This window comes from Tistlia consotensis USBA 355 (genome assembly GCF_900177295.1).
GTDB lineage: Bacteria > Pseudomonadota > Alphaproteobacteria > Kiloniellales > DSM-21159 > Tistlia > Tistlia consotensis.
Window position 1 is genome coordinate 1 of sequence record NZ_FWZX01000004.1, and the last position, 25,668, is coordinate 25,668.

General features: G+C 71.5%; 24 protein-coding genes. 9 read left to right on the top strand and 15 right to left on the bottom strand.

All coding sequences use genetic code 11. From position 1 onward, the window contains the following. From B9O00_RS06795 to B9O00_RS06805, 3 genes are all read right to left on the bottom strand, one after another. A partial coding sequence (locus B9O00_RS06795) for a hypothetical protein (RefSeq protein ID WP_143596171.1) occupies positions 1-1,415 on the bottom strand: 1,415 nt, incomplete at its 3' end. Between the two features lie 198 nt (positions 1,416-1,613). Further along, positions 1,614-3,071: a methyl-accepting chemotaxis protein gene (locus B9O00_RS06800; protein WP_143596172.1), complete on the bottom strand. Its 1,458-nt coding sequence runs from the start codon at positions 3,069-3,071 to the stop codon at positions 1,614-1,616. Then, complete coding sequence (locus B9O00_RS06805; protein ID WP_085121720.1) at positions 3,068-3,445, bottom strand: hypothetical protein; 378 nt, start codon at positions 3,443-3,445, stop codon at positions 3,068-3,070. Before B9O00_RS06805 ends, B9O00_RS06800 begins: the two co-directional genes overlap by 4 nt. A gap of 177 nt (positions 3,446-3,622) precedes the next feature. On the opposite strand from B9O00_RS06805, the gene B9O00_RS06810 reads away from it, so the two are divergent. After that, entirely contained in the window at positions 3,623-5,023 is a 1,401-nt protein-coding gene (locus B9O00_RS06810; RefSeq protein ID WP_085121721.1) for a M20 family metallopeptidase, read from the top strand. A gap of 113 nt (positions 5,024-5,136) precedes the next feature. On the opposite strand, the gene infC is transcribed toward B9O00_RS06810, so the two are convergent. The 3 genes from infC to B9O00_RS06825 form a co-directional block, all read right to left on the bottom strand. Next, entirely contained in the window at positions 5,137-5,673 is a 537-nt protein-coding gene (gene infC / locus B9O00_RS06815; protein WP_085121722.1) for a translation initiation factor IF-3, read from the bottom strand. A gap of 80 nt (positions 5,674-5,753) precedes the next feature. Continuing rightward, the gene (gene thrS / locus B9O00_RS06820) at positions 5,754-7,679 is read right to left on the bottom strand and encodes a threonine--tRNA ligase (protein ID WP_085121723.1); all 1,926 of its coding nucleotides are present in this window, start codon (positions 7,677-7,679) and stop codon (positions 5,754-5,756) included. Positions 7,680-7,924: 245 nt separating this feature from the next. Beyond that, positions 7,925-9,124, bottom strand: coding sequence for a glycosyltransferase family 4 protein (locus B9O00_RS06825; RefSeq protein WP_218822790.1), 1,200 nt, complete (start codon positions 9,122-9,124; stop codon positions 7,925-7,927). A 14-nt stretch (positions 9,125-9,138) separates the two neighbouring features. Between B9O00_RS06825 and B9O00_RS06830 the strand changes: the two genes are divergently transcribed. Continuing rightward, positions 9,139-9,921: an alpha/beta hydrolase gene (locus B9O00_RS06830; protein ID WP_085122006.1), complete on the top strand. Its 783-nt coding sequence runs from the start codon at positions 9,139-9,141 to the stop codon at positions 9,919-9,921. 9 nt (positions 9,922-9,930) lie between these two features. Here B9O00_RS06830 and B9O00_RS06835 read toward each other — a convergent pair whose 3' ends face one another. Beyond that, a complete protein-coding gene (locus B9O00_RS06835; protein ID WP_085121725.1) occupies positions 9,931-10,545 on the bottom strand; it encodes a RecX family transcriptional regulator in 615 nt (204 codons plus the stop codon). 110 nt (positions 10,546-10,655) lie between these two features. On the opposite strand from B9O00_RS06835, the gene B9O00_RS06840 reads away from it, so the two are divergent. The 6 genes from B9O00_RS06840 to B9O00_RS06865 all read left to right on the top strand — a co-directional run bounded on the left by B9O00_RS06840 (position 10,656) and on the right by B9O00_RS06865 (position 16,297). Beyond that, a complete protein-coding gene (locus B9O00_RS06840) occupies positions 10,656-11,522 on the top strand; it encodes an ABC transporter permease (protein WP_085122007.1) in 867 nt (288 codons plus the stop codon). 11 nt (positions 11,523-11,533) lie between these two features. Then, on the top strand, positions 11,534-12,385 hold the full coding sequence (locus B9O00_RS06845; protein ID WP_159460131.1) for an ABC transporter permease: 852 nt from the start codon (positions 11,534-11,536) through the stop codon (positions 12,383-12,385). A 117-nt stretch (positions 12,386-12,502) separates the two neighbouring features. Further along, the gene (locus tag B9O00_RS06850) at positions 12,503-13,687 is read left to right on the top strand and encodes an aspartate aminotransferase family protein (RefSeq protein WP_089229566.1); all 1,185 of its coding nucleotides are present in this window, start codon (positions 12,503-12,505) and stop codon (positions 13,685-13,687) included. 2 nt (positions 13,688-13,689) lie between these two features. Next, a complete protein-coding gene (gene argF / locus B9O00_RS06855; RefSeq protein WP_085121726.1) occupies positions 13,690-14,619 on the top strand; it encodes an ornithine carbamoyltransferase in 930 nt (309 codons plus the stop codon). Beyond that, positions 14,616-15,644 carry an Hsp33 family molecular chaperone HslO gene (gene hslO, locus B9O00_RS06860; RefSeq protein ID WP_085121727.1) on the top strand — a complete coding sequence of 343 codons (1,029 nt, stop codon included), beginning with the start codon at positions 14,616-14,618 and terminating at the stop codon, positions 15,642-15,644. The genes argF and hslO overlap by 4 nt, the downstream gene beginning before the upstream one ends. 62 nt (positions 15,645-15,706) lie before the next feature. After that, positions 15,707-16,297, top strand: coding sequence for a hypothetical protein (locus B9O00_RS06865; protein ID WP_085121728.1), 591 nt, complete (start codon positions 15,707-15,709; stop codon positions 16,295-16,297). Positions 16,298-16,304: 7 nt separating this feature from the next. On the opposite strand, the gene B9O00_RS06870 is transcribed toward B9O00_RS06865, so the two are convergent. Genes B9O00_RS06870 through B9O00_RS06885 form a run of 4 tightly spaced genes read right to left on the bottom strand, consistent with a single transcriptional unit; the run spans position 16,305 to position 20,288 of the window. Continuing rightward, positions 16,305-17,585: a TRAP transporter large permease gene (locus B9O00_RS06870; RefSeq protein WP_085121729.1), complete on the bottom strand. Its 1,281-nt coding sequence runs from the start codon at positions 17,583-17,585 to the stop codon at positions 16,305-16,307. A gap of 16 nt (positions 17,586-17,601) precedes the next feature. Next, positions 17,602-18,120, bottom strand: a complete 519-nt coding sequence (locus B9O00_RS06875) for a TRAP transporter small permease (protein WP_085121730.1) — start codon at positions 18,118-18,120, stop codon at positions 17,602-17,604. Further along, entirely contained in the window at positions 18,120-19,097 is a 978-nt protein-coding gene (locus tag B9O00_RS06880) for a TRAP transporter substrate-binding protein (RefSeq protein ID WP_159460132.1), read from the bottom strand. Before B9O00_RS06880 ends, B9O00_RS06875 begins: the two co-directional genes overlap by 1 nt. Before the next feature lie 39 nt (positions 19,098-19,136). Next, positions 19,137-20,288, bottom strand: coding sequence for a mandelate racemase/muconate lactonizing enzyme family protein (locus tag B9O00_RS06885; RefSeq protein WP_085121732.1), 1,152 nt, complete (start codon positions 20,286-20,288; stop codon positions 19,137-19,139). A gap of 116 nt (positions 20,289-20,404) precedes the next feature. Here B9O00_RS06885 and B9O00_RS06890 point away from each other — a divergent pair, with 116 nt between their 5' ends. Next, entirely contained in the window at positions 20,405-21,307 is a 903-nt protein-coding gene (locus B9O00_RS06890) for a LysR family transcriptional regulator (RefSeq protein WP_085121733.1), read from the top strand. Positions 21,308-21,326: 19 nt separating this feature from the next. On the opposite strand, the gene argE is transcribed toward B9O00_RS06890, so the two are convergent. From argE to B9O00_RS06910, 4 genes are all read right to left on the bottom strand, one after another. Continuing rightward, positions 21,327-22,502 (bottom strand): acetylornithine deacetylase, encoded by a 1,176-nt coding sequence (gene argE, locus B9O00_RS06895; protein WP_085121734.1) that lies wholly within the window; start codon positions 22,500-22,502, stop codon positions 21,327-21,329. Between the two features lie 71 nt (positions 22,503-22,573). Continuing rightward, positions 22,574-24,019, bottom strand: a complete 1,446-nt coding sequence (locus tag B9O00_RS06900) for a TrkH family potassium uptake protein (RefSeq protein WP_085121735.1) — start codon at positions 24,017-24,019, stop codon at positions 22,574-22,576. 86 nt (positions 24,020-24,105) lie between these two features. Then, positions 24,106-24,501: a Co2+/Mg2+ efflux facilitator ApaG/CorD gene (gene apaG, locus B9O00_RS06905; RefSeq protein WP_085121736.1), complete on the bottom strand. Its 396-nt coding sequence runs from the start codon at positions 24,499-24,501 to the stop codon at positions 24,106-24,108. Between the two features lie 264 nt (positions 24,502-24,765). Beyond that, on the bottom strand, positions 24,766-25,593 hold the full coding sequence (locus tag B9O00_RS06910; protein WP_085121737.1) for an OmpA family protein: 828 nt from the start codon (positions 25,591-25,593) through the stop codon (positions 24,766-24,768). Positions 25,594-25,668: the final 75 nt, after the last annotated feature.

The window sequence follows — 25,668 nt, forward strand, 5'->3', positions numbered from 1 at the left end:
GCCGCCTGCCGGCTCTCCGAAAGCGCCTGCTCCGCCTGCCGCTGCGCCGCCAGCTGCTCCGAGCGAAGCTCGAAGACGTTCCCCGCCTTCTCGCCCAGAGCCTGCAGCGCGGCCCGCTTTTCCTCGACCTTGTCGCGCACGTCGGCGGCGCGCAGCAGCGCCATCGCGGACAGTGCCGCGCGGGTGCCGAAGTCGGCCTTGAGTTTCTTCAGGGCCTCGGCATCGGGCGCCGTCGTGGCCTGGCCCATCAGGCCGGCCATGCGATTCGCCTCGGCCTTCATGGTCAGGATGCCCTGCAGGTTCTTGACGCCGTGATCCATCAGCGTACGGATCGCGCCCGACCCCTTGGCCGCCGTCTCCTTGCCGGCAGCCGCCAGGTCGGCCTGGACCTTCTCGAGCGCCGGCGTGAGCTGGGCGCCCAGCGCGTCGGTCGCCGCCTCGACCCGGCTGCGCAGCTCGGCCAGGGCGCCGCCGCCCGCGGTGCCCGCGGCGAGCTGCGCGCGGCGCTGGTCGAAGATGCTGTCCGGGCCGCTGCCGAGCGCCTGCAGCGCCGTCAGCTGCTCCGCCAGCGGCTTGCTCCAGTCGCCCTCGGGCAGCGCCGCGATGCCGGCCTTCAGGGTCTCGAGGTCCTTCTGGAAGGCGCCCGCCAGGCGGTCGAGCTCGGCGGCGTCGCCGGCCGCGGAGGCCAGGACGAGCAGCTTGCCGAGCCGCTCGGCGGCCGCCGAGGTCTCGATCACCTGGCGGAACTGCGGCACCTGCTCGGCGAACAGCTTCTTGACGCCGTCCTCCAGATGCATGCCGGTGGCGACGCCGGAGATGCTGGTGTCGGTGCTGGCCTGCTCCGCGACCTTGTCGGTGGTCTCGAGCAGGGCGTCCTGGGCCGCCTCGACAGCGGCACGGCGCTCGGCGATCGCCGAGCTCAGCTTCAGTTCCGCGACGACCGCCTTGTTGAGGTTGCCGGTCGCGCCCGCGAGCGCCGTGGTGCTGCCGCGGATCGCCTCGATCCGCTCCGGCCGGGCGCCGAGCTTCTCCAGCTTGTCGACGCCGGCCTCGAGCGCCGCCCAGCGGTCGTTCAGCCGGTCGAGCGCCGCCTGTCGCTCGGCGTCGCTGTTCGCGGCCGCCAGCAGCGGCGCCGCGGCCGCCAGGCTGGCGGCATTGGACTGCAGGGTCAGGGCCTCGCTCATCGCCGGCACGCTGCGGTCGGTCGCGACCGAGAAGCTCTTCTGCACGTTGCGGCCGCTGACCAGCGCGACGCCGCAGGCCAGCAGGATCAGCGCCGCAACGCAGCCGAAGGCGAGAAACAGGCGCGGCGCGATGCCGAAGGCCGGCTTGCCGGCGGTGCGGGCGGCCCGGACGGTCCGGGAATCCTCGTCCCGCTGCTCTGCATCGGGCACAGTCGTCTCTTCGGTCGTCATGGTGATCCCCGGCTTCTTTGGTTGGCGTGCGTATCGCGGTGCAGGCGGATAGGACCCGCCGTGCTTCAACTTTTGATCCGCGACTCTTGCCATGGCGTTAACGCCCGGCGTCCCCCGTTACCGCCCGGCCGATGCGAAGAAGGCCGCCGAACGGTTCGGTGGCCTTTCGCTTGTCCAGGGACGTGTGGAAGCGGCGCGTCAGGCGGCCCGGACCTGGCGCAGGAAGTCGCTGACCTGAGCCTCCAGGTCGGCGACGGCGCTGCCCAGCGCCTCCGAGGCCGCCGCGTTCTCGCGCACCGCGCCGAGGGCATGCTGGGCGGAACCGCCGAGCTCGGTGATCTCGCGGCCGGCCCGTCCGGCGCCGTCGGCGGCACGGCTGGTGTTGCCGGTGATCTCCCGAACCGCGGCCGACTGCTCCTCGACCGCGGAGGCGATCGCGCCGGCGACGCCGTCGAGCTTCTCGATGGTCTGGCGGATCCGCGCGATGGCCTGGACCGACTCGCCGGTGGCACCCTGCATCTCGCCGATCTGCTGGCCGATCTCCTCGGTCGCCTTGGCGGTCTGGGTCGCCAGATTCTTGACCTCCGAGGCCACGACCGCGAAGCCCTTGCCGGCCTCGCCGGCGCGCGCCGCCTCGATTGTCGCGTTCAAGGCGAGCAGGTTGGTCTGCTCGGCGATCTCGCTGATCAGCGTGACCACGGCGCCGATCTTCTCGGCGGCGGTCGACAGCGCCTGGACCGTGCCGTCGGTCGCCTCGGCGTTGGTCACCGCCTCCTGGCTGATCCGGCCGGCCTCGGCGGCCCGCCCGGCGATCTCGTCGATCGAGCGGCCGAGTTCCTCGGTGGCGGTCGCGGCGCTCTGCACCTCGTCGACCGCGCCCTGGGCGCTGCCGGCGGCCGAGCGGCTGCGCTCGCCGATGGCGCCGACGGCCTCGGACAGGTCGTCGCTGCGCAGGCGCAGGCCCTCGGCCTGCTGCGAGACCGCCTGGACGACCTTGGCGACGTTCTGCTCGAAGCCGTCGGCGAAGGCGGCGAGCTCGCGCTGGCGGCGCTCGGCTGCCTCGCGCTCCGCAGCCTCCCGCGCCTCGGAGGCGGCCTTGGCCTTGGCCTCGGCGGCGCGGGCCCGCTTCAGCGCGACCTCGCTGCCGGCGAAGGCCTGGGTGAGCCGGGCGGTCAGCCAGATCAGCGCCCCCGTCTCGATGACCACGATGACCGCGTGGAGCACCACCCTGGCGAGGTCCGCGCCGCCGGGGAAGACTGCGGCGGCGTAGAGGAAGTTGAGCCCCAGGTGGTGGATGGCGATGGCGGCCGCGGAGATCAGCAGGGTCTTCCAGTCGCAGAAGGCCGCCAGCAGGGCGAGCGCCGCGAAGAAGTACATGTGCATGTCGATCTGCCAGCCGTTGCCGCGGAACTCGTAGACCAGCAGCGCGACCATCATGACCAGGGCGACGCCGGCGACCGGCCGGGCGCTGTCGCCGCGCGGATCGAAGCGCCAGGCCAGGGTCGCGGCCAGGGCGAAGAAGGCCGCGGCGGCGGCCGGCAGCAGGCTGCCGCCCTGCAGCAGGAAGCTGACGCCGGCGATCACCGGCACGTGGAGCCAGAGGTACAGCACGATCGCGCGCGCGACCTGGCCACGGATCGACAGCAATGCGTTCACGACGGAGCTCCCTTCGAGGAGGACTGCAGGAAGGCGGCGCAGGCGCCGGCGACCGCGGGATCGAGCGCGACGACGACGCCCAGGCGCCAGAGCGCCAGCCAGCCGAGGGCGTGCGGGAAGCGCGCGATCATCAGGTTGTCAAAGCCGCCGGGACGGACCAGCAGGCCGTCGGCCGAGGCGACGGCGCCGATCGCGGCATCGGACGAGGTGCCCGGCGGAAAGACCAGTGCGACCTCCTGCCCGGCAGACGGCAGGCGGACGGCCAGGGCCGGCATGACGAGCAGGCTGACCAGCAGCAGGACGAGCGCCGGCAGCAGGGCCCGAAGGCCGCCGGCCGCAGCGTCGGGCGCCTGCTGTCTGACGGGAACTCGCATCGCGCCGTTCTAGGCCGCGAGACCTAAATAGTCGGTTAAGTCTCGCCGGAGCGGTGTGCGCGCGCCGGGCTCGACAACGGCGGATCCGGCCCGTCCGGACAAGGCTGCCAGGAGCAGGGTGCGCTTGACCGCAGGGCCGGCGCGGGCGAGAGAGGGGCGAAACAGCAGGGAACCAGCATGTCACGCGAAACCGCCGTCGCCGCCGCCGCCGCCTTCTTCGACGAGGGCCGTTTCGAGAAGGACTTGGCGCGCCGCGTCGCCATCGCCTCGACCAGCCAGGAGCCGGACGCCCGGCCCGAGCTGGAGCGCTACCTGACCGCGGAGATCGGCCCGGCCCTGGCCGGGCTCGGCTTCGCCTGGTCGACCTTCGAGAACCCCGAGATGGCCGGCGTGCCCTTCCTGGTCGCCGAGCGCATCGAGGATCCGGCGCTGCCGACGGTGCTGACCTACGGCCACGGCGACACGGTGCGCGGCCACGAGGGCCGCTGGCGCGACGGCCGCGACCCCTGGACCCTGAGCCGTGACGGCGACCGCCTCTACGGTCGCGGCAGCGCCGACAACAAGGCCCAGCACACGATCAACCAGCTCGGCCTGGAGGCGGCGCTGAAGGCCCGCGGCGGCAAGCTGGGCTACAACGTCAAGGCGCTGATCGAGACCGGCGAGGAGGTCGGCTCGCCGGGCCTGCGCCCCTTCTGCCGAGACCAGGCCGAGCGCCTGAAGGCCGACCTGCTGGTCGCCTCCGACGGCCCGCGCGTCGCGCCCGACCGGCCGACGCTCTATTTCGGCTCGCGCGGTGTCATCAACTTCACCCTGACGGTCGACCTGCGGCAGGGCGGCCACCACAGCGGCAACTGGGGCGGCGCGCTGGCCAATCCCGGCACGATCCTGGCCAACGCCCTGGCCAGCCTGGTCGGCCCGCGCGGCGAGATCCGGGTCCAGGCGCTGCGCCCGACCAGCCTGACCGACGCGGTGCGCAAGGCGCTCGCCGACATCGAGATCGACGGCGGCCCCGGCGCCCCGGCGATCGACGCCGACTGGGGCGAGCCGGGCCTGACCCCGCCGGAGCGCGTCTACGGCTGGAACGCCCTGGAGATCCTGGCCTTCGTGACCGGCGACCCGGCGAAGCCGGTCAACGCCATCCCGGGCCGCGCCGAGGCGGTCTGCCAGCTGCGCTTCGTGGTCGGCACGCGGCCCGAGGAGGTCGTGCCGGCGATCGCCGCCCACCTCAGGCAGGCCGGCTTCCCGCAGGTCGTGGCGGCGCCGGCCAGGGACACGCCGATGCCGGCGACCCGGCTCGACCCGGAGCATCCGGCGGCGCGCTTCGCCGCGGCCTCCCTGGAGAAGACCACTGGCAAACGGCCGGCGCTGCTGCCCAACCTCGGCGGCACCATCCCGAACGACGCCTTCAGCGAGATCCTCGGCCTGCCGACGGTCTGGGTGCCGCACTCCTACGCCGGCTGCAGCCAGCATGCGCCGAACGAGCACGTGCTGCGCCCGGTCTGCCGCGAGGCCCTGACCGTCATGGCCGGCCTCTGGTACGACCTCGGCGAGCCGGGCAGCCCGCTGTTCGCGGCCTGAGCGGCGGGACGCCCACGCCCAGGTCGGCGACGGCGGCCCGCCGGGACCGACAGACAAGAAAGGCCTCGTCCCCGGCCGGGGGCGAGGCCTTCGTCGTTTCCGGCGCCGGCGACTCAGCGCGGCGCGACGACCATGGTCATCTGGCGGCCTTCGAGCTTCGGCGTCTGCTCGACCTTGGCGATCTCGGCGATCTCGTCGCGGACCTTGAACAGCAGGTTGAGGCCGAGCTCCTGGTGGGCCATCTCGCGGCCGCGGAAGCGCAGGGTCACCTTGACCTTGTCGCCCTCGCCCAGGAAGCGGTTGATGGCCCGCATCTTGACCCCGTAATCGTGGTCGTCGATGTTCGGGCGCATCTTGATTTCCTTGAGCTCGATCGTCTTCTGCTTCTTGCGCGCCTCGTTGGCCCGCTTCTGGGCCTCGTACTTGTAGCGCCCGAAGTCGAGGATCTTGCAGACAGGCGGATCGGCCTGCGGCGAGATCTCGACCAGATCGAGTCCGACGTCCTCGGCGCGCAGCAGAGCCTCGCGGGTGGGAACGACGCCCAAGTTCTCGCCCTCTTCGTCGATCAGGCGGACTTTCATGACATCGATCTGGCGGTTGACGCGCGGGCCGTCGCGGCTTGGCGTCGGATTGAACGGCGGTCGAGCTATGGAAACCTCTCCTCTGTTGCTTTCGACAGGTCGCAGGATCCGGCCAATACCGTGCCGGATGGCGCTTGATCAAACGCCAATCAGCGCTCCGCCCGTAAATCCGGCGGAGACGCCTCGCCTATTAGTGTAATGACGGCGGCGTCGAGTGCAAGAGACTCCTGCTGCTCGACGCCGAGGCGGCGCAGGGTGACCGTCCGCTGCTCGGCCTCGCGGCGGCCGACGACGGCGATCACCGGCACCTTGGCGTGGCTGTGCTCGCGCACCTTGTAGTTGATCTTCTCGTTGCGCAGGTCGGTCTCGGCCCTGAGGCCGCGGGCCGCCAGGGCGGCGCGCACCTCCTCGGCATAGACGTCGGCGTCGCTGGTGATCGGGCAGACCACGACCTGGCGCGGCGCCAGCCAGAGCGGGAAGCGGCCGGCGAAGTTCTCGATCAGGATCGCCAGGAAACGTTCGAAGGAGCCGAGGATCGCCCGGTGCAGCATGACCGGGCGGTGCTTGGCGCCGTCCTCGCCGACATAGACCGCGTCGAGCCGCTCGGGCAGCACGAAGTCGACCTGCAACGTGCCGCACTGCCAGTCGCGGCCGATCGCGTCCTGCAGCACGAACTCCAGCTTGGGGCCGTAGAAGGCGCCCTCGCCGGGGTTCAGGGTGAAGCTGAGCCCGGCCTCTTCGGTCGCGTGCTTGAGCGCGGCTTCCGCCTTGTCCCAGGTCGCGTCGCTGCCGGCCCGCTTCTCCGGCCGGTCGGAGAACTTGACCTTGACCTCCGGGAAGCCGAAGTCGCGGTAGATCGACTGCAAGAGCTCGCAGAAGACCTTGGTCTCGCTGACGATCTGGTCCTCGGTGCAGAAGATGTGGGCGTCGTCCTGGGTGAAGGCGCGGACCCGCATCAGGCCGTGCAGCGCACCCGAGGGCTCGTTGCGGTGGCAGGAGCCGAACTCGGCCATGCGGATCGGCAGGTCGCGGTAGCTGGTGATGCCCTGCTTGAAGATCTGCACGTGGCCCGGGCAGTTCATCGGCTTGACCGCCAGCACCCGCTCCTCGCTCTCGGCGATGAACATGTGCTCGCGGAACTTCTCCCAGTGGCCCGAGGCCTCCCAGAGCGCGCGGTCGATCAGCTGCGGCGTCTTGACCTCGACGTAGCCGCCGCGCTCCAGGCGCCGGCGCATGTAGGCCTCGACCGTGCGGTAGAGGGTCCAGCCGGCCGGATGCCAGAAGGTCGAGCCGACCGCCTCCTCCTGCAGGTGGAACAGGTCCATCTCGCGGCCGAGGCGGCGATGGTCGCGCTTCTCGGCCTCCTCGATCATGGTCAGGTGGGCCTTGAGGTCCTTTTCGGTGAGCCAGGCCGTGCCGTAGATGCGCTGCAGCTGCGGGTTGCGCGCGTCGCCGCGCCAGTAGGCGCCGGCCAGCTTCATCAGCTTGAAGGCCTTGGGCAGCTTGCCGGTCGAGGGCAGGTGCGGGCCGCGGCAGAGGTCGATCCAATCACCCTGGCGGTAGAAGGTGATCGGCTCGCCGTCGGGCAGCGCCAGGGCCCACTCGGCCTTGAAGGACTCGCCGGTCTCCTTGAAGAAACTGTGGGCGCTCGCCTTGTCCCAGACCTCGCGGGCGATCGGCAGGTCGCGGTCGACGATCTCCGCCATGCGCGCCTCGATCGCCGCGAAGTCGTCGGTCGAGAAGGGCTGCTCGCGATAGAAGTCGTAGTAGAAGCCGTCGTCGGTCGCCGGGCCGAAGGTGATCTGGGTGCCGGGGAACAGCTCCTGCACCGCCTGCGCGAGCACGTGGGCGCAGTCGTGGCGCACCAGCTCGAGCGCGTAGGGATGGCGCGCGGTGACGATCTCGACCGTCGCGTCCTGCTCGATCGGCCGGGCGAGATCGCGCGGCTCGCCCTCGACGGTGACGGCGAGGGCGGCCTTGGCGAGGCCCGGGCCGATCGACTCGGCGAGCTCGAGCCCGGTGACCGGGCCCTCGAAACGCCTGACCGTCCCGTCCGGCAGCGTGATCGCGACCATGATATCCGTCTTCCGTTTGCCTGCCCGGGGCGAGGCGCCCCGACAGGGCGCGCTCACGACGCGACGGCCGGCCGCGGAACGCCGCGCCGGCCGATCGGACCCCGCGCGCGAGCCGAATAAGCACGGGGTGCCGGAATTTAGAAGCTGGGCATGCCGAGTCAAGCCGCGAGGGCCGGCCCCGAAAGCCGCCGCCACCCGAAAACTCCCTCTCCGCCCCTGGGGGCGGAGAGGGGACTCGCGCGCCCCTACCCGCGCAGCAGCTCGTCGTAGACCTCGAGGGTGCGGCGGCACATCAGGCGCTTGGAGAAGTGGGCGCGGACATGCGCGACCGCGCGCTCGGCCAGCTCGGCGCGCGCCCCGGCCGGCAGGTCGAGGGCGTGGCGCAGGCTGACCGCCAGCGACTCGACGTCGCCGGGATTGAACAGGAAGCCGGTCTCGCCGTCCTCGACCTGCTCCAGGGCGCCGCCGTGGGCCGCGGCGACGACCGGCCGGCCCATGGCCTGGGCCTCGCCGATGACCCGGCCGAAGCCCTCCGGCTCCAGCGAGGCGGAGACCACGACGTCGGCCAGCATGAAGGCGGCGGGCATGTCGTCGCAGTCGCCGACCGCGGCGAACTTGCCGCCCAGCCCGAAGGCGGCGGCCTTGGATTCGAGCTCCGCCCGCAGGCTGCTGTTGCGGTCGGAGCCGACCAGCAGCAGCAGGAACTCGCGGTCGCGGGCCAGGCGCGCGGCCGCGGCGAGCAGCAGCTCGGCGCCCTTCCAGCGGGTCAGGCGGCCGGGCAGCATGATCACCGGCACGCCGTCGGGCAGGCGCCAGCGCTGGGCCAGCTGGATCACCCGCTCGGCCGAGATCCGGGTCGGATCGAAGCGCTCCAGGTCGACGCCGCGCGGAATCACCCGGAGTCGCGCCGGGTCGACCCGGTAGTTGCGCTGCACGTGCTCGGCGACAAAGTGCGAGATGCAGATCACCCGGTCGCCGCGCGCCATGACCTGGTTGTAGAGCCGCTTGATCGGCGGCTTCAGGCCGTAGGGCGCGTGGAAGGTGGTGACGAAGGCGCGGCCGGTGCGCCGCGTCGCCAGCCAGGCGCTCCAGGCCGGCGCCCGGCTGCGCGCGTGGACGATCGAGACGCTGCGCAGGCGGATCAGCTCCTCGAGCTTCCGGGCATTGGACAGGATGCGCCAGGGGTTCTTGCTGTCGAGCGGCAGCTCGACGTGGTCGGCGCCGCTGCGCTGCAGCTCGTAGACCATCGGCCCGCCGGACGAGGCGACGATGGCGATGGCGCCCTCTTCCAGGATCGCCTGGGCCATGTCGACCGTGCCGCGCTCGACCCCGCCCGTGACCAGCGCCGGCAGCACCTGCAGGACGACCGGCGGCAGGTCTTTGTCGGCCTGCGCGACGATGCTAGGGTCGCCGCCCGCTTCGGCCAGTTCGAGATCATCCGTCACGGCGGTGGAACCACATGCCTGATAGGGAAATCGCCAAGACCACCCCCGCATCCCGGCTACACCGTCGGGACGGCGCCACCATCGCCTATCACCGCACCGCGGGCAAGGGCCCGGGGCTGGTGTTCCTCGGCGGCTTCATGTCCGACATGACGGGCACGAAAGCAAGCTTTCTGGAAGAGCACGCGAAGCGCCGCGGCCGCGCCTTCCTGCGTTTCGACTATTTCGGCCACGGCGAATCGTCTGGTGATTTCGAGAGCGGAACGATCGGCCGCTGGGCCGAGGACGCCGTCGCCGCCCTGGACGCGCTGACCGAGGGGCCGCAGGTCCTGGTCGGCTCCTCGATGGGTGGCTGGCTGATGCTGCTGGCGGCCCTGGCCCGGCCGCAGCGGGTCGCCGGGCTGGTCGGCATCGCCGCGGCGCCCGACTTCACCGAGGACCTGATGTGGGCGACCTTCGCGCCCGAGATCCGGGAGACGCTGGAGCGCGACGGCGTCTACCGCCAGCCCAGCGCGTACGGCGAGCAGCCCTACACGATCACCCGCCGGCTGATCGAGGAGGGCCGCCGGCACCTGCTGCTGCGCCGGCCGATCCCGCTCGACTGCCCGGTGCGGCTGCTGCACGGCATGGCCGACCCGAACGTGCCCTGGCAGCTGTCGCCGAGGCTCGCCGGCGCGCTGCGGAGCGACGACGTCGAGCTGCACCTGGTCAAGACGGGCGACCATCGCCTCTCGACACCGGCGGACCTGGCGCTGCTCGACTCGGTGCTCGACCGGCTGTTCGCGACGCTGGGCGGCTGAGGCCGCCCCTCACTCCGGGTCGCGCGGCCGGCCGGCGGCGTCGGGATCCTCGGCGAGCGCCTCGGCGGCCGCTGCGTCGGGCGCATCGACGACCCGCAGCGCGAGGCCGAAGGGGAAGCCCTGGCGCGCCAGGGCGGCAAGGTCGCGCTCGCGCCGCTCGGCCCGCCGGCCGGGCGCGGCGAAGGGGCCGAGCCGGCGCCGGCGGGCATAGGCGAGCGCGGCCTCCAGCTCCGGATCGGCGCGCGTCTCGGCGAGGCGCCCGAGCGCCGCCTCGCGCAGCGACCCGGCCAGGCCCTTGGCGGCGAGGCGCCGGGCGATGGCGCGCTGCGACAGGCCACGGCGCTGCAGGCTCTCGGCCAGGCCGCGGGCGAAGGCGTCGTCGTCCAGGAAGCCGGCGCGGGTCAGCTTGCCGACGATCGCCTCGATCGCCGCCGCGCCCTCGGCCGGGTCGGTGCCGTGCAGCTCGGCGCTGCGCCGGACCCGGCGGGCGAGCACCCGGCGCAGCGACCCGCTGCTCGCCGCGTAGCGCTCCAGATAGGCCAGGGCGGCCTTCTCCAGGCGCTCGGGCGTCGCCGGGCGGGGGCCGCGGCGCCGCGTCTTCCGGGTGCTGCCGTCGTCCGTCACGAATGCTCCCCCGAATGCTGGCCCGAATGCTGGCCCGAATCCCGGCCCGAATGCTGCCCATGACCGAAGCGCGCTTGTTCGGCCTGCCTCGGCACGCTATCTCCCCGGCCATGGCAACCACCGAAAGCGACCTCGGCGCGGCCCGGCGCCGTCCGCTGGCGGGCGCTGCGCTGCAGCCGCGGCGCAGCCACCCCGGCCCGCGCAACCTCGGCCGGGTCAATTGGCGCGGTCTCTGGACGCTCTACCTCCGCGAGGTCAAGCGCTTCCTCAACGTCTTCACCCAGACGATCCTGGCGCCGATGGTCACCTCGCTGCTGTTCCTGGCGATCTTCACGCTCGCCCTGGGACGCGGCAACATCAAGTTCGGCGACGTGCCCTACGCCGTGTTCCTGGCGCCGGGCCTGATCATGATGCAGATCATCCAGCAGGCCTTCGCCAACACCTCCTCCTCGATCCTGATCTCCAAGGTGCAGGGCAACATCGTCGACGTGCTGATGCCGCCGCTCAGCCACTTCGAGCTGGCGCTGGGCTTCGCCGCCGGCGGCGTGACGCGCGGCCTCTCGGTCGCCCTGGCGGCCGGCATCGCGATGGCGATCTTCCTGCCGATCGGCATCCACGACCCGCTCGCGGTCGTCTGGTTCGCCGTCAACGCCTCGCTGATGCTGGCGCTGCTCGGCATGATCGGCGGCATCTGGGCCGAGAAGTTCGACCACATCGCCGCGATCACCAACTTCGTGATCATGCCGCTGTCGTTCCTGTCGGGCACCTTCTACTCGATCAAGCGGCTGCCCGACGGCTGGAACCTGGTCGCCCACCTCGACCCCTTCTTCTACCTGATCGACGGTTTCCGCTACGGCTTCCTCGGCCATCACGACGGCAACCTCGCGGTCGGCGCGGTCGCCGTGGCGGGCCTCAACGTGGCGCTCTGGCTGGTCGTGCAGCGGATGTTCGCGACCGGCTACAAGCTGAAGCCCTGAGCCGCCCCGCCGTGCCTGGCCCCCTGCCCGCCGCCGCAACCGCCCCCGCAACCGCCCCTGCGACCGCCGGCGGCTTCGCGGCTCCGCGCCGCTTCGGCCGGGTCAACTGGCGCGGGCTCTGGACGCTCTACCAGCGGGCCTTCCTGCGCTACCTGAAGTTCGCCGTCGAGGGCATCGTCGGGCCGATGATCTCGGCCGCCCTGTTCCTGGCGGTCTTCGTCCTGGCGCTGCCGCAGGGCCGCTCCAGCCTGGGCGGCGTCGAGCCGCTGGTCTTCCTGGTGCCCGGAATCGGCGCCTACCAGGGCTTCCACGCCGCCTTCGAGAACGCCGCCTTCCCGATCGTCTACGACAAGCTCGAAGGCATGATGTCCGACGTGCTGATGGCGCCGCTCCGGCCCTGGGAGGTGGTGATCGCCTACGTCGGCGCGGCGGCCCTGGCCGGCATGACCACCGGCGCCGTGATCCTCGGCCTGATCTCGCTGATCGTGCCGCTGCCGCTGGCCGATCTCGGCACCGTGCTGGTCTTCGCCGCGCTCGGCAGCCTGCTGTTCGCGCTGGTCGGCTTCCTGACCGGGCTCTGGGCCGAGAAGTGGGACCGCTACGCCCTGGTCGAGACCTTCCTGGTCATGCCGCTCGGCATCCTCTCGGGCACCTTCTTCACCCTCGACGCCGTGCCGGCGGCCGGGCGCGAGGCGATGCTGCTCAATCCCGTGTTCTACGGCATCGACGGCCTGCGCGCCGGCTTCATCGGCAGCGCCCAGGCCTCGCCCGGCACCGGCGCCGCGCTGCTCGCCGGCCTCTGCCTGGTCCTGTTCCTGGTCGCCTGGCGGCTCTTCGCGAGCGGCTACAAGGTCAGAGCCTAGGCGCTTCCCGCAGGGCCGACCTTCACGGGGCCGTCGTTGACTTCGCGGCGGCCTGCCGCCATCTTCGCCGACTTCCTGCAATCCCTTGAATCGGCCGTCCGGCCGGGAGGAACGCCCGTGAGCGAAGCGATGATGAACACCTACGCGCGCGCGGATCTCGCCTTCGAACGCGGCGAGGGCTCCTACCTGTTCGGGACCGACGGCCGACGCTATCTCGACTTCACCGCCGGCATCGCCGTGACCTCCTGCGGCCACGCCCATCCGCACCTGGTCAAGGCGCTGCAGGACCAGGCGGCGAAGCTTTGGCACACCTCGAACCTGTTCCGGATCCCGGCCGGCGAGCGCCTGGCCGAGCGCCTGGTCGCCGCTTCCTTCGCCGACAAGGTGTTCTTCTGCAACTCCGGCGTCGAGGCCTTCGAGGGTGCCGCCAAGCTGGCGCGCCGCTACCAGAATGTCACCGGCAGCCCGCAGCGCTGGAAGATCATCACCGTCACCGGCTCGTTCCACGGCCGCTCGATGGCGGCGATCTCGGCGGCCGGCAACCCGAAGTACCTGGAGGGCTTCGGGCCCCGGGTGCCGGGCTACGAGACCGTGGCCTTCCGCAACACCAACGAGCTGCGCGCGGCGATCGACGACGAGACCGCGGCGATCCTGGTCGAGCCGATCCAGGGCGAGGGCGGCATCCGGCCGGCCGAGCTGGACTACCTGCGCGAGCTCCGGACGATCTGCGACGAGTTCGGCCTGGTGCTGGTCTTCGACGAGATCCAGTGCGGCATGGGCCGCACCGGCAAGCTCTTCGCCTGCGAGTGGGCCGGGATCGCGCCCGACGTCATGATGCTGGCCAAGGGCCTGGGCGGCGGCTTCCCGATCGGCGCGGTGCTGGCCAACGACAAGACCGCGGTCGGCTTCACGCCCGGCGTCCACGGCACGACCTTCGGCGGCAACCCGCTGGCCATGGCGGTCGGCAACGCGGTGCTCGACGTGATCCTGGCCGAGGGCTTCCTGGACCGGGTCCAGGAGGTCGCCGGGCACCTGCGCTCGCGGCTCGAGGCGATCGCCGGGCGCCACCCCGAGCAGATCGAGGAGGTGCGCGGCGCCGGCCTGATGCTCGGCCTCAAGGCGGCCAGGCCGAACGCCGAGCTGATCGGCGCGCTGCGCGAGGCCGGCCTGCTGACCGTCGGCGCCGCCGAGAACGTGATTCGCCTGCTGCCGCCCCTGACGCTCAGCAGCGGCGAGGCCGACGAGGCCTGCGCGATCATCGAGAAGGTCTGCGCGAGCGCGGCCCGGAAGGCGGCGGAATAGCCATGGCCCCCAAGAGCGCGACCCCCAAGCACTTCCTCGACCTCGACCGCTTCGATTCGGCCGGCCTGCGGACGGTCCTGGAGCTCGGCAAGGCCTGCAAGAGCGGCGCCACCGGTGCCGACCGGCCGCTCGCCGGCAAGGCCCTGGCGATGATCTTCGAGAAGCCCTCGACGCGGACCCGCGTGTCCTTCGAGCTCGGCATCCGCCAGCTCGGCGGCGAGGCGATCGTGCTGGAGCCCTCGGGCAGCCAGCTCGGCCGCGGCGAGACCATCGCCGACACGGCGCGCGTGCTGTCACGCTACGTCGACGCGATCATGATCCGCACGACCCGCGAGGAGAAGCTGCTGGAGCTCGCCGAGTACGCCACCGTGCCGGTGATCAACGGGCTGACCGACCGCACCCACCCCTGCCAGCTGATGGCCGACGTGATGACCTTCGAGGAGCATCGCGGGCCGATCGCCGGCAAGGTTATCGCCTGGTCGGGCGACGGCAACAACATGGCGACCAGCTGGATCCAGGCCGCGGTGCGCTTCGGCTTCGAGCTGCGCCTGGCCTGCCCGGGCCAGCTGCAGCCGCCCGAGGAGATCGTCGCCTGGGCGGCCAGGGAGGGCGGCCGCATCGTGGTCACCGAGGACCCGGTGAAGGCGATGAAGGACGCCGACTGCGTGGTCACCGACACCTGGGTCTCGATGGGCGACGACGTCGGCGATTCGATCCGCCGCCACAACATCCTCAGGCCCTACCAGGTCGACGAGCGCATGATGGCCCTGGCCAGGCCCGACGCCATCTTCATGCACTGCCTGCCGGCGCACCGCGGCCAGGAGGTCACCGAGGCGGTGATCGACGGCCCGCAGTCGGTGATCTGGGACGAGGCCGAGAACCGCCTGCACGCGCAGAAGGGCATCCTGCTCTGGTGCCTGGGGACGGAATGAGCGCAGCCGGATTCGAGCGCGGCGAGACCCGCCTGCCCGACTGGGACCCCAGTGCCGACGACCAGATCCAGCCCTTCGTGCTGGAGCAGAGCGGCGTGCGCGGGCGGCTGATCCGGCTCGGCCCGGCGCTCGACACGATCCTGACGCGGCCCGGCTATCCCGGGCCGGTCGCCCGGCTGCTCGGCGAGCTGCTGGCGCTCTGCGGCGTGCTCGGCTCGTCGCTCAAGTACGACGGCGTCTTCACCTTGCAGATCAAGGGCGACGGCGCGATCCGCACGATGGTCGCGGACCTGACCCACGAGGGCGAGCTGCGCGGCTACGCGGGCTTCGACGCGGCGGCGCTGGCCGCGGCCGGGGGCGAGGCGGGGGGCGAGGTGGGGCGCGAGGCCGCGCAGGACGACGGCACGATCGAGCGCTGGCTCGGCAACGGCCACATGGCCTTCACCGTCGACCAGGGCGTCTATTCGGAGCGCTATCAGGGCCTGGTCGAGCTGACCGGGCCGCGGCTCGCCGACAGCCTGCTGCACTACTTCCGCCAGTCGCAGCAGCTCAACGCCGGCATCCTGGTCGCCTGCGAGCGGCGCGGGAGCGGCTGGCGCGGCGGCGCGCTGCTGATCGAGCGGATCCCCGGCGAGGGCGGCCGCGGCGGCGAGGGCACCGGCGCGGTCGCGGGCGAGTTCGGCGGCGACATCGCCGAGGAGGACTGGCGCCGGGCGCTGATCCTGATGGCCTCCTGCACCGACGCCGAGCTGGCCGACCCGGCGATCTCGCCCGAGCGGCTGCTGTTCCGCCTGTTCCACGAAGAGGGGATCCGCGTCTTCGAGCCGCAGCCGGTCGCGGTCGGCTGCCGCTGCACCCGCGAGCGCGTCGAGCGTATCCTGCGCTCGATCCCGCGCGAGCAGATCGACGAGATGAAGGTCGAGGGCGAGGTCGTGATGACCTGCGAGTTCTGCAGCCGCGACTTCCGCTTCGACGATCCGGCGCTCGACCGTCTCTACGGCGGCGGCCGCGAGGATGCCGGCTGAGGCGCGGAACCGGATCGGCCGTCCGACGCTTCCTTCGGGTCAGCAAGAGAGGTCACGTCACGATGCGTCTTCCCGCCGCCCTGCTCGCCCCCCTGGCCGCCGCCGGCCTCGTCCTGGCCGGCTGCCAGTCGCCGCCGCCGGAGCCGACCTTCCCCGAGATCGGCTTCGCCCACGAGCAGACCCTGCGCCTCGACGTCGGCTCGATCCAGGTCGTCGACGACTACCGCCCGACCCTCGAGCCGCCCTACGTCGACCACCTGTTCCCGCAGCCGCCGGACAAGGTCGCCGAGCGCTGGGCCAAGGAGCGGCTGCTCGCCCTGGGCGGCCCGCGGCGCGCCGTCGTGACGATCACCGACGCTTCGGTCAAGGAGGTCCAGCTGCCGCGCACCGGCGGCATCAAGGGCGCCTTCACCACCGACCAGACCCAGCGCTACGACGCCCGGGTCGCCGCGACCGTCGCGATCTTCGAGCCGGACGGCCGGCGCAGCGGCTACGCCGAGGCCGAGGCGACCCGCTCGACCACCGTCTCGGAGGACGCGACCCTGGCCCAGCGCGAGCAGATCTGGTTCCAGATGACCGAGCAGCTGATGGACGACTTCGACGCCGAGATGACCCGCCAGATCAAGGGCAGCCTCGGCAGCTACCTGAAATAGCCCGGCCTCAGCGGCCGCCGAGCAGGCCGACGAGGAACAGGCTGATGTCCGGCAGGTAGGTGACCAGCGCCAGGCAGGCCAGCACCGTGGCGACCAGCGGCAGCAGGTAGGGCAGCATCCTCTCGAGCGAGATCTCGGCGACCGCGCAGGCGGCGAAGAGATTGACGCCGAAGGGCGGCGTGATCATGCCGAGCGCCAGGTTCATGATCATGACCATGCCGAAGTGCACCGGGTCGATGCCGAAGCGCACGGCGACCGGCGCCAGGATCGGCGCCAGCACGACGATCGAGGCCGAGGTCTCGACGAACATGCCGATCAGGAACAGGAAGACGTTGACCGCCAGCAGGAAGGTCACGCCGTCGGTGAAGGTCGCGATGATCCAGTCGCCGATCATCGCCGGCACGCCGGCGCGGGTCAGCAGGAACGAGAAGAGCCCGGCCATCGAGATGATGAACATGATGATCGCCGAGGCCAGGGTCGAGCGCTTCAGCACCACCAGCAGGCCGCCGAAGGTGAGCTCCCGGTAGATCCCCATGCTGACCGCCAGGGCGTAGAAGACCGCGACGACCGAGGCCTCGGTCGGGGTGAAGACGCCGCCGTAGATGCCGCCGAGGATGATCACCGGCATGGCCAGCGCCAGCAGCGCCCGGCGTGCCGTCCGGCCGATCGGCTTGGCAGCCGGCGCGTCCGCGGCGCTGTGGCCGGAGAGGCGGCACCAGACCCAGACGTAGAGGGCGAGGGCCGCGGCGACCAGCAGGCCCGGCCCGAGGCCGGCGACGAAGAGGTCGCCGACCGGCGTCGCGGCGGAGACGCCGTAGAGGATCATCGGGATCGAAGGCGGGATCAGCACCCCGAGCTCGGCCGAGCTGGCCTGCAGCGCCGCGGCGAAGCCGACCGGATAGCCCTGGCGCACCATCGCCGGGATCAGGATCGCGCCGATCGCGTAGGTCGTGGCGACGCTGGAGCCCGAGACCGCGGCGAAGATCATGCAGACCAGGACGCAGGAGATCGGCAGGCCGCCGCGCACGCCGCGCAGCAGGCTGTCGACGAAGTCGACCAGGCGCGAGGAGATGCCGCCGGCCGCCATGATGTTGCCGGCCAGGATGAAGAAGGGGATCGCGGCCAGCGGGAACTTGTCGAGGGCGACGAAGGCCTGCTGCGGGATGACGATCAGCGGCAGGTTCGAGAAGCCCAGCGTGCCGACGACGCCGGCGAGGCCGATCGCCACGGCGACCGGCACCGCCAGCACCAGCAGCAGCGTCATGGTCACGATCATCGTGCCGAGCATGAGGTCTCCTCCCCGGTCAGCCGGCGGCGTCCGGCTCTGGCGCGGCCTCGACCGGCGGATCGGCGGCGTGGGCGAGCAGGGCGAGGATCGAGAGCGCCGAGCCGAAGGGCAGCGCCGCGTAGGCCCAGGAGGCCGCGACGTCGAGACCGGCGATGGTCTGGAAGCGCACCCGCCAGACGATCAGGCAGCCGAACCAGAAGAGCGTCGCCAGCAGCGCCAGGACCGCCAGCGTGACGAGCGTCCGCAGCGCCCGCCGTGCCCGGCCGGTGGCGACGCGCAGCAGCAGGTCGACGGCGATCAAGCTGCCGCTGCGCATCGCGCCGGCGAGCGCGAGGTAGGCCATCCAGATCAGCACGACCTGGATCAGCGGCTCCGACCAGGAGGCCGGCCGCAGCAGCACGAAGCGGGCCAGCACCTGATAGAGGCCGGTCAGCGCGGCGACGGCGAGCCCGAGGCAGCCCGCCGCCACCGCGGCCTGGGTCACGCGCCGCTCGACCGCCAGGAAGGCCGCGCGCGCCGCGGCGACCGCCGCCATCACTCGGTCTCTTGGATCGCCTTCAGGCGGTCGGCGCCGAACTGCTTGGCGAACTCGGCGAAGAGCGGGTCGAGCTCGGCCCGGAAGGCCTTGGTGTCGACGTTGGTGACCACGGTCATGCCCTGGCCGCGCAGCGTGTCGAGGCCCGACTTCGCGACGGCCTCGACCTCCTTGCGGTTGCGCGCCATGGCGTTCCCGGCGGCGGTCCGGAACACCGCCTTGTCGACGTCGCTGAGCGCGCCCCAGGCCGAGGGCGAGATCAGCACGACCAGCGGCGTGAAGGCGTGGTTGGTCAGGCTGAGATACTTCTGCACCTCGCCGAAGCGGTTGTTGATGATCGCGCCGATCGGGTTCTCCTGGCCGTCGACCACGCCCTGCTGCAGCGCCGTGTAGACCTCCGGGATGCCCATCGGCGTCGGCAGCACGCCGAGCGCCCGCCAGACCGCGATGTGCATGTCGTTCTGCTGCGTGCGGATCTTCAGGCCCTTGACGTCGGCTGGCGTATGCACCGGCCGCACGTTGTTGGTCAGCTGGCGGAAGCCCATGCCGCCGAAGGCCAGCCCGACCAGCCCCTGGTCCGGCATGCCGTCCAGGATCTTCTGTCCGATCGGCCCCTCCAGCACCGCCTGGGCGTGGTCGAAGTCGCGGAACAGGAACGGGATGTCGAAGATCTTGAGATCCGGGACGAAGTTGGCGACGACCGAGGTCGAGACCACGGTCATGTCGACCGTGCCGAGCTGGACGCCCTCGACGACCTCGCGGTCGCCGCCGAGCGCGCCGCCGCCCTGCAGGCGGATCTCGACGCGGCCGTCGGTCTTCTGCTTCACCTCGTCGGCGAGCTGCCCCATCGCGATCGCCTCGGGGGCCTTCGGGCCGCCGACGAAACCGAGGTTGAGGATCGTCTGCGCGGCGGCGGAGAAGCCGGGCAGAGCGGCGGCCAGCGCGACGGCGGCGGCCAGGAGCATACGGCGATTCATCATTGTCCTCCCTTGCAGTCTTATCGGTCTTTGCAGCGACTATTCGAGCGTCCAGTGGCCGGTGACGTAGTCGGCCAGACGGTCGATCGAGATCTCGATACCGAGGCCCGGCCCGTCCGGAACGGCGAGCCGGCCGTCCCTGTCGGGCTGCGGGTCGTAGAGGGCCGAGCGCAGCGGGTTGATGCCCATGTCGTACTCGAACAGCGGGAAGGGCACGGGCCCGCGCCGCGGCGTCAGCACCGCGGCGAACTGCAGCGATGCCAGGAAGTTGATGCCGGTGCCCCAGACGTGCGGCGCGACCGCCGTCTCGAAGGCGTCGGCGAGGGCGGCCACGCGCAGGCCTTCGGTCAGGCCGCCGCAGATCGCCAGGTCCGGCTGTACGATGTCGAGGGCGCCGGCAGCGAGGAAGTCGCGGAAGGCCTGGGTGCCCGAGAAGGACTCGCCGCCGGCGAGGGGCAGGGACAGCAGCTGCGCCAGCCGCCGGTAGCCCGGCAGGTCGTCGTGCGGGATCGGCTCCTCGATCCAGGACAGCCGCGCGTCGGCGACCGCTTCGGTCAGGGCCACGGCGTCGCGCACCGTCGAGCCCTCGTTGAGATCGGCCATCAGCAGCGCCTCCGCGCCGAGAATCGAGCGGGCCTGGCGGATCGCGGAGGCGTCCGTGGCGAGATCGGTGCCGACCCGCAGCTTGATCGCGCGAAAGCCGGCGGCGGCGTAGCGCTCGACCTCGCCGGCGAGGGCGCCGTAGCGGTCGGGCGCAGCCTCCAGAAAGGGCCCGCTGGCGTAGGCCGGGACGCGATCGCGCAGGGCGCCGCCGAGCAGCGCGTGGATCGGCTGGCCGGCGATCCGCCCCCAGGCGTCCCAGAGCGCGATGTCGAGGGCGCTGATCGCCATGTGGCACTGGCCGCGTCGGTCGATCGCGAGCGGCGCGACCATGCGCGCCTGGACGGTGCGGGGCGCCGTCGCATCGGCGCCGAGAATCGCCGGCGCCAGGTTGCTGCGGATCAGGCTGCCGGCGGCCTCCGGGAAAGCCCAGGTCTCGCCCCAGCCGACCGCGCCGGATCGGGTGGTGATGCGTACGATCAGCGACGAGCGCCGGTCGAAGGTCCGCATCGAGTTGCCGACCGGTCTCGGCAGCCGGCACGTGACCTCGAAGCCCTCGACCTTGACGACCTGATGCGCCGGATCCGCCATGCGGATGGATTCCCCCTGCTCCCCGTCCCCTCGCCCCGTCGGCGGCTGCCTCTATAGGTCATTGAAATCTCGGCGGTCCAATTGGAAGATGCCGGGACAAAAGATTGGAAATTTCAATGAATCGCGTGACCGTCGCGCAGCTCGAGGCCTTCTTCTGGATCGCCTCGCTCGGCTCCGTCGAGCGCGCGGCGCAGCGTCTCCATCTCAGCCAGCCGACCATCTCCCTGCGGCTGCGCGCCCTGGAGGAGACGGTCGGCCTGCCGCTCTTCGACCGGGTCGGCCGCGGCCTCCGGCTGTCGCTCGACGGCCAGGCGCTGCTGCCGAATGCCAAGCGGGTGCTGGAGAACATCGACCAGATGGTCAGCCATTCGGGCGAGAGCCGGGTGCGCGGCCGCATCCGGATCGGTTTCGCGGAGGGTTTCGCGCTGGTCTGCCTGGCGCAGACTCTCGAGCGCCTGCACGAGCTCTATCCCGACATCCGGCCGGAGGTCGTGGTCGCGACCAGCTCGGCCATCGAGCCGGAGCTGCACGATCACAGACTCGACCTCGCGTTTCTGGTCGACCCGACGGAGCGGGAGGGCTTCACCCTGCTGCCGCTCGGCGCCCAGGAGACGAGCTGGGTCGCCGCACCCCGTTGGGCGCTGCCGGAGCTGGTGCGGCCGCGCGACCTGGCGCACCTGCCGATCATCAGCAACGCGCCCTCGACGATCGGCTATCGCCAGGTCCAGGCCTGGTTCGCCAGTGCCGGTCTCGTGCCGGCCCGCCTGGACCTCTGCTCGGGGGTCGCGTTGCTGGCGCATCTGGTCAGCGCCGGGACGGCGATCGGCATCCTGTCGAGCAAGATGATGGAGCGCGAGGCGGCGCTCGGCCGGGTCCGCCTGCTCAGGACCGCCCCGGCGCTCGAGGACGTGCCGGTCTTCGCGACCTTCCACGCGGACAACCACAGCCCGATCGTCAAGGCGCTGATCGGAACGGTGCGCAGCGTGCTCGCCGAAATGGACTACCTGAGGCTCCAGTGAGCCCCGCCCGCGATCGCCGTCAGGCCGCCTCGGCCCGGCGGGCCCAGTCGGCGAGGCGCAGCATCACCTCGGCGCAGAGCTCGAGCTGCTTCGCCTCGATGAACTCGTCGGGCTGGTGCGCCTGGTCGATCGAGCCCGGCCCGCAGACCACGGTCGAGAGGCCGGCCTGCTGGAACACGCCGCCCTCGGTGCCGTAGGACACGACATGGGCCTGGTTGGCGTCGGTCAGCCGCTTGAGCAGGGTCTCGGCCAGGCCGTCGTCCTCGGGCGCCAGCGGCGGCACGGCCGCCAGGGTCTCGGTGACGATCTCGGCGTCGGGCGCGTGGCGGCGCAGGTCGGGCAGCACGACCTCCCGGGCGTAGCGCTCGAAGCGGCCCAGGATCTCGGCCGGATCGTCGGCCGGCACGCGCCGGAACTCCCACTGGAACTGGCAGTGCTCGGCGACGATGTTGAGCGCCGAGCCGCCCTGGATGACGCCGATGCCGAAGGTCGTGTGCGGCGGCTCGAAGCCGGCGCTCGACTGCGGCCCCGTCTTCTTCTCCTCGGCCATCTCGTGGAGGAAGGCGATCAGGCGCGCCGCCGCGACGATGGCGTTGCCGCCGCGGTGCGGCTGGCTGGAATGGGCCGACTTGCCGTGGATCCGCGTGACGAAGCCGGACACCCCCTTGTGCGCATTGACGACGCGCATCTCGGTCGGCTCGCCGACCATCACCAGCCCCGGCCTCGGCAGGTTGGCCGACAGGTCGGCGACCAGGCGGTGCACACCGATGCAGCCGACCTCCTCGTCGTAGGAGAGCGCCAGGTGGATCGGCCGCGCCAGGGGCCGCTCCAGGAAGTCCGGCACCAGCGCCAGGGCGACCGCCGAGAAGGCCTTCATGTCGGCGGTGCCGCGGCCGTAGAGCCGGCCGTTGCGCGCGACCATGCGGAAGGGGTCGCTGGTCCAGCTCTGGCCGTCGACCGGCACCACGTCGGTGTGGCCGGACAGCACGATGCCGCCCTCGACCGAGGGCCCGATAGTGGCCAGCAGGTTGGCCTTGCCGCCGGCGTCGTCGTAGCTGCGCCGGCAGGCCACGCCGTAGTCGGCGAGATAGGCCTCGACCCAGTCGATCAGCTTGAGGTTCGATTCTCGGGAGGTGGTGTCGAAGCCGACCAGGATGGCCAGCATCTCCTGCGGGGAATAGCGTCTCTTCGGCATGTAAGCTTACTAGATCAGATCGCGGCCCGAGGGAATCGCTTTGCGATCCCGCAGAGCGGCCGGCCGGCGCCTCAGCCGCGCCAGAAGTGCGGCATGAACAGCACCAGCACGGTGAACAGCTCGAGCCGGCCGAGCAGCATGCCGAGGCAGAGCAGCCACTTGGCGGTGTCGGGCAGGCTGGCGTAGGTGCCGGCGGGGCCGATGATCGGACCGAGGCCGGGCCCGACGTTGGCGATCGCGCTGGCCGCGCAGGAGATCGCCGTCACGTAGTCGAGCCCGACCAGGGCGAGCGCCGCGGCGAGCAGCCCGAAGGCGCCGATGAACAGGAAGAAGAACGAGGTCACGGACAGCGAGACCTGCTCGGGCACCGGCTTGCCGTGGTAGTAGGCCAGGAACACGCCGTGCGGATGCATCAGCCGCTTGAGCTGGGTGCCGGCGGTCGCCGCCAGGACCTGGAAGCGGAAGATCTTGATGCCGCAGGTCGTCGAGCCGGCGCAGCCGCCGACGAACATCAGCAGGAAGAACACGACCATCGCGAAGCCGCCCCAGAGGTCGAAGTCGTTGGTCGCGTAGCCGGTGCCGGTCATCACCGAGACGACGTTGAAGGTCGTGTAGCGCAGGGCATCCGGCAGGGCGAACTGGCCGCCGTGGACCAGCCAGGCGCTGAGCAGGGCGATCGCCGAGGCGAGCACGATCAGCATCCAGCGCACCTGGGAATCGCGCAGCGGCGCCAGCGGCTTGCCGCGCAGGACCCTGAGGTAGAGCACGAAGGGGATCGAGCCGAGCACCATGACCAGCGAGACGGCATAGTCGATCACCGCCGAATCGAAATGCCCGACCGAGGCGTCGCGCGTCGAGTAGCCGCCGGTCGCGATCGCGGTCATGGCGTGGGCGACGGCGTCGAAGCCGTCCATGCCGAGGCTCCAGAACAGCAGCGCGGCGGCCGCGGTCAGGCCGAGGTAGACGATCGAGATCTCGCCCGCCAGCTGGGCGGCACGCGGCAGGATCTTGTCGGTCTCGAAGGCCTCGACCCGGAACAGCTGCATGCCGCCGACCCGCAGCACCGGCAGCACCGCGATCGCCATGACGATGATGCCGATGCCGCCGAGCCACTGCAGGATCGCCCGCCAGATCAGGATGCCGGGCGGCGCCGCGTCGAGCCCGACGATCACCGTCGCACCGGTCGTGGTGACCCCCGACATCGACTCGAAGAGCGCATCGGCCGGGCTCAGCCGCAGCTCCGAGAAGGCGAAGGGCAGGGCGCCGAACAGCGCGATCACCGCCCAGGCCAGGCTGACCAGCAGGAAGCCCTGGCGGACCGAGAAGGCGCCCCAGCCGCTGCGCGTCGTCAGGACCAGCGCGATGCCGACGAACAGGCTGACCGCGCCGGCGGCCGCAAAGACCTGCCAGTCGGCATGGCCGCTGGCGGCATCAACCGTCGCCGGGATCGCCATGGCGAAGGCCAGCACCGAGAGCAGCACCCCGATGACGAAGAGAATCGGACGGAAGTCGAGCATGCCCGGGAGCGGTCAGTAGGCGGCGAGCGGGGCCGCAGCCTAGCAGGGAATGGGCGGGCCGGCGACGTCCGGGCCGGCGGGAGCGCTCAATGGACGACGAGCGGCTGGTGCGGGCTGTCGAGGCTGAAGGCGGGAATCGCGACCTCCAGACGGCGGCCGCCGTCGGTCGCCAGCTCGTAGCTGCCGACCATCATGCCGGAGGCGGTCCCCAGCGGCGCGCCGCTGGCGTACTCGAAGGCCTCGCCGGGCGCGATGTGCGGCTGCTCGCCGACCACGCCGGGGCCGCGCACCTCCTGGGTCCGGCCGAGCGCGTCGGTGATCCGCCAATGGCGCGACAGCAGCTGGACGCCTTCGGTCGAGTTGTTGGCGATGCGCACGCTGTAGGCCCAGACGTAGTGGCCGTCGCCGGGCGAGGACTGCTCGTCCAGAAAGGTCGGCTCGACCTCGACGGTGATGCCGGCGGTGGTCTCCGCATACCTCATCGCAACCTCCTGCTGGAGCGGTCTGCGCTCGTGCCGGTCCGCCGCGCCGACGATGCGGCCCGAGCGGAGCGGCCCTGGCCCGAGGCAAAGCTGCGGTCTCGGGCGCCGCTTGGCAAGGGCGCCAAAGGGCGCGGCCGACGAAAAATCCCGCCTCGGGAGCGAGGCGGGATGCCGTCCCCCGCGCGGTGCGCGGGGCCGAAAAGCGGAGCGGCGCCGCCCCCTCATGGGGACGGCGCCGCCCGTCGTCAGGAACCGTCGTCGAGCTTACTGGAAGATGATCTCGACGCGGCGGTTGGCCTGCTCGCGGACACCGTCGGCGGTCGGCACGGCCGGATCCGCCTCACCACGACCCGCGACCGAGATGTTCTGGGGCATGAAGCCCTTGCCCACCAGGTAGTCGCGGACCGACTCGGCGCGCTTGATCGACAGGCGCAGGTTGTAGTCCGGCGGGCCGGCACGGTCGGCGTGGCCGGTCAGCGAGAACTCGGAGACGCCTTCCTTCTTGGCGGCCGCGACCACGTCGTTCAGCACCGCCTGGGCGTCAGGCCGGATGTTCGAGCGGTCGAAGTCGAAGTAGACGGTGAAGCGGTCCGGAGCCATCGGCGCCGGGGTCACCTTCAGCTTCTCGAGCGCGGCCAGGAAGTCGTTCTTGCAGGCCGCGATGTCGTCGGGCTGATGGTTCTCCTCCTGCTGCTCGACCCAGCAGTCGAAGCGGCCCTGGGCGCGCGCCGCGTCGTCGGGGACGCGGGTGCGGGCGCCGGCGTCGAGCAGGCTGACCAGCTCGGCGCGGTACTTGGCCATCTCGTCGATCTTGTCGACCGGCAGATCCCAGTTCGCGAGCTCCTCGGGCAGCACGGTCTCGCCGTTGGCCGCCGCCAGCGCCTTGCGCGCGAACAGGTCGGCATCCGGCCAGTCGTACATCTTGTCGGCCTCGAACGTGGTCAGGTCGCGGTACTCCTTGACCAGACCGGCGTTGAAGGCGCTGACGTTGCCGGGCTGCACTTCCTTGGCCGCGTCAATGTTGTAACCGGTGACGCAACCGGCGAGTAGGGAGAGCGCGGCGAACGCGCCCAACAGCTTGATCCGTGACATTAACTCTGTCCTCCTTCGTCCTTGGCACCCGTGATTCTGGAAGGCTTCCCCCAAAGTCAACCGGAACGGCTGTCC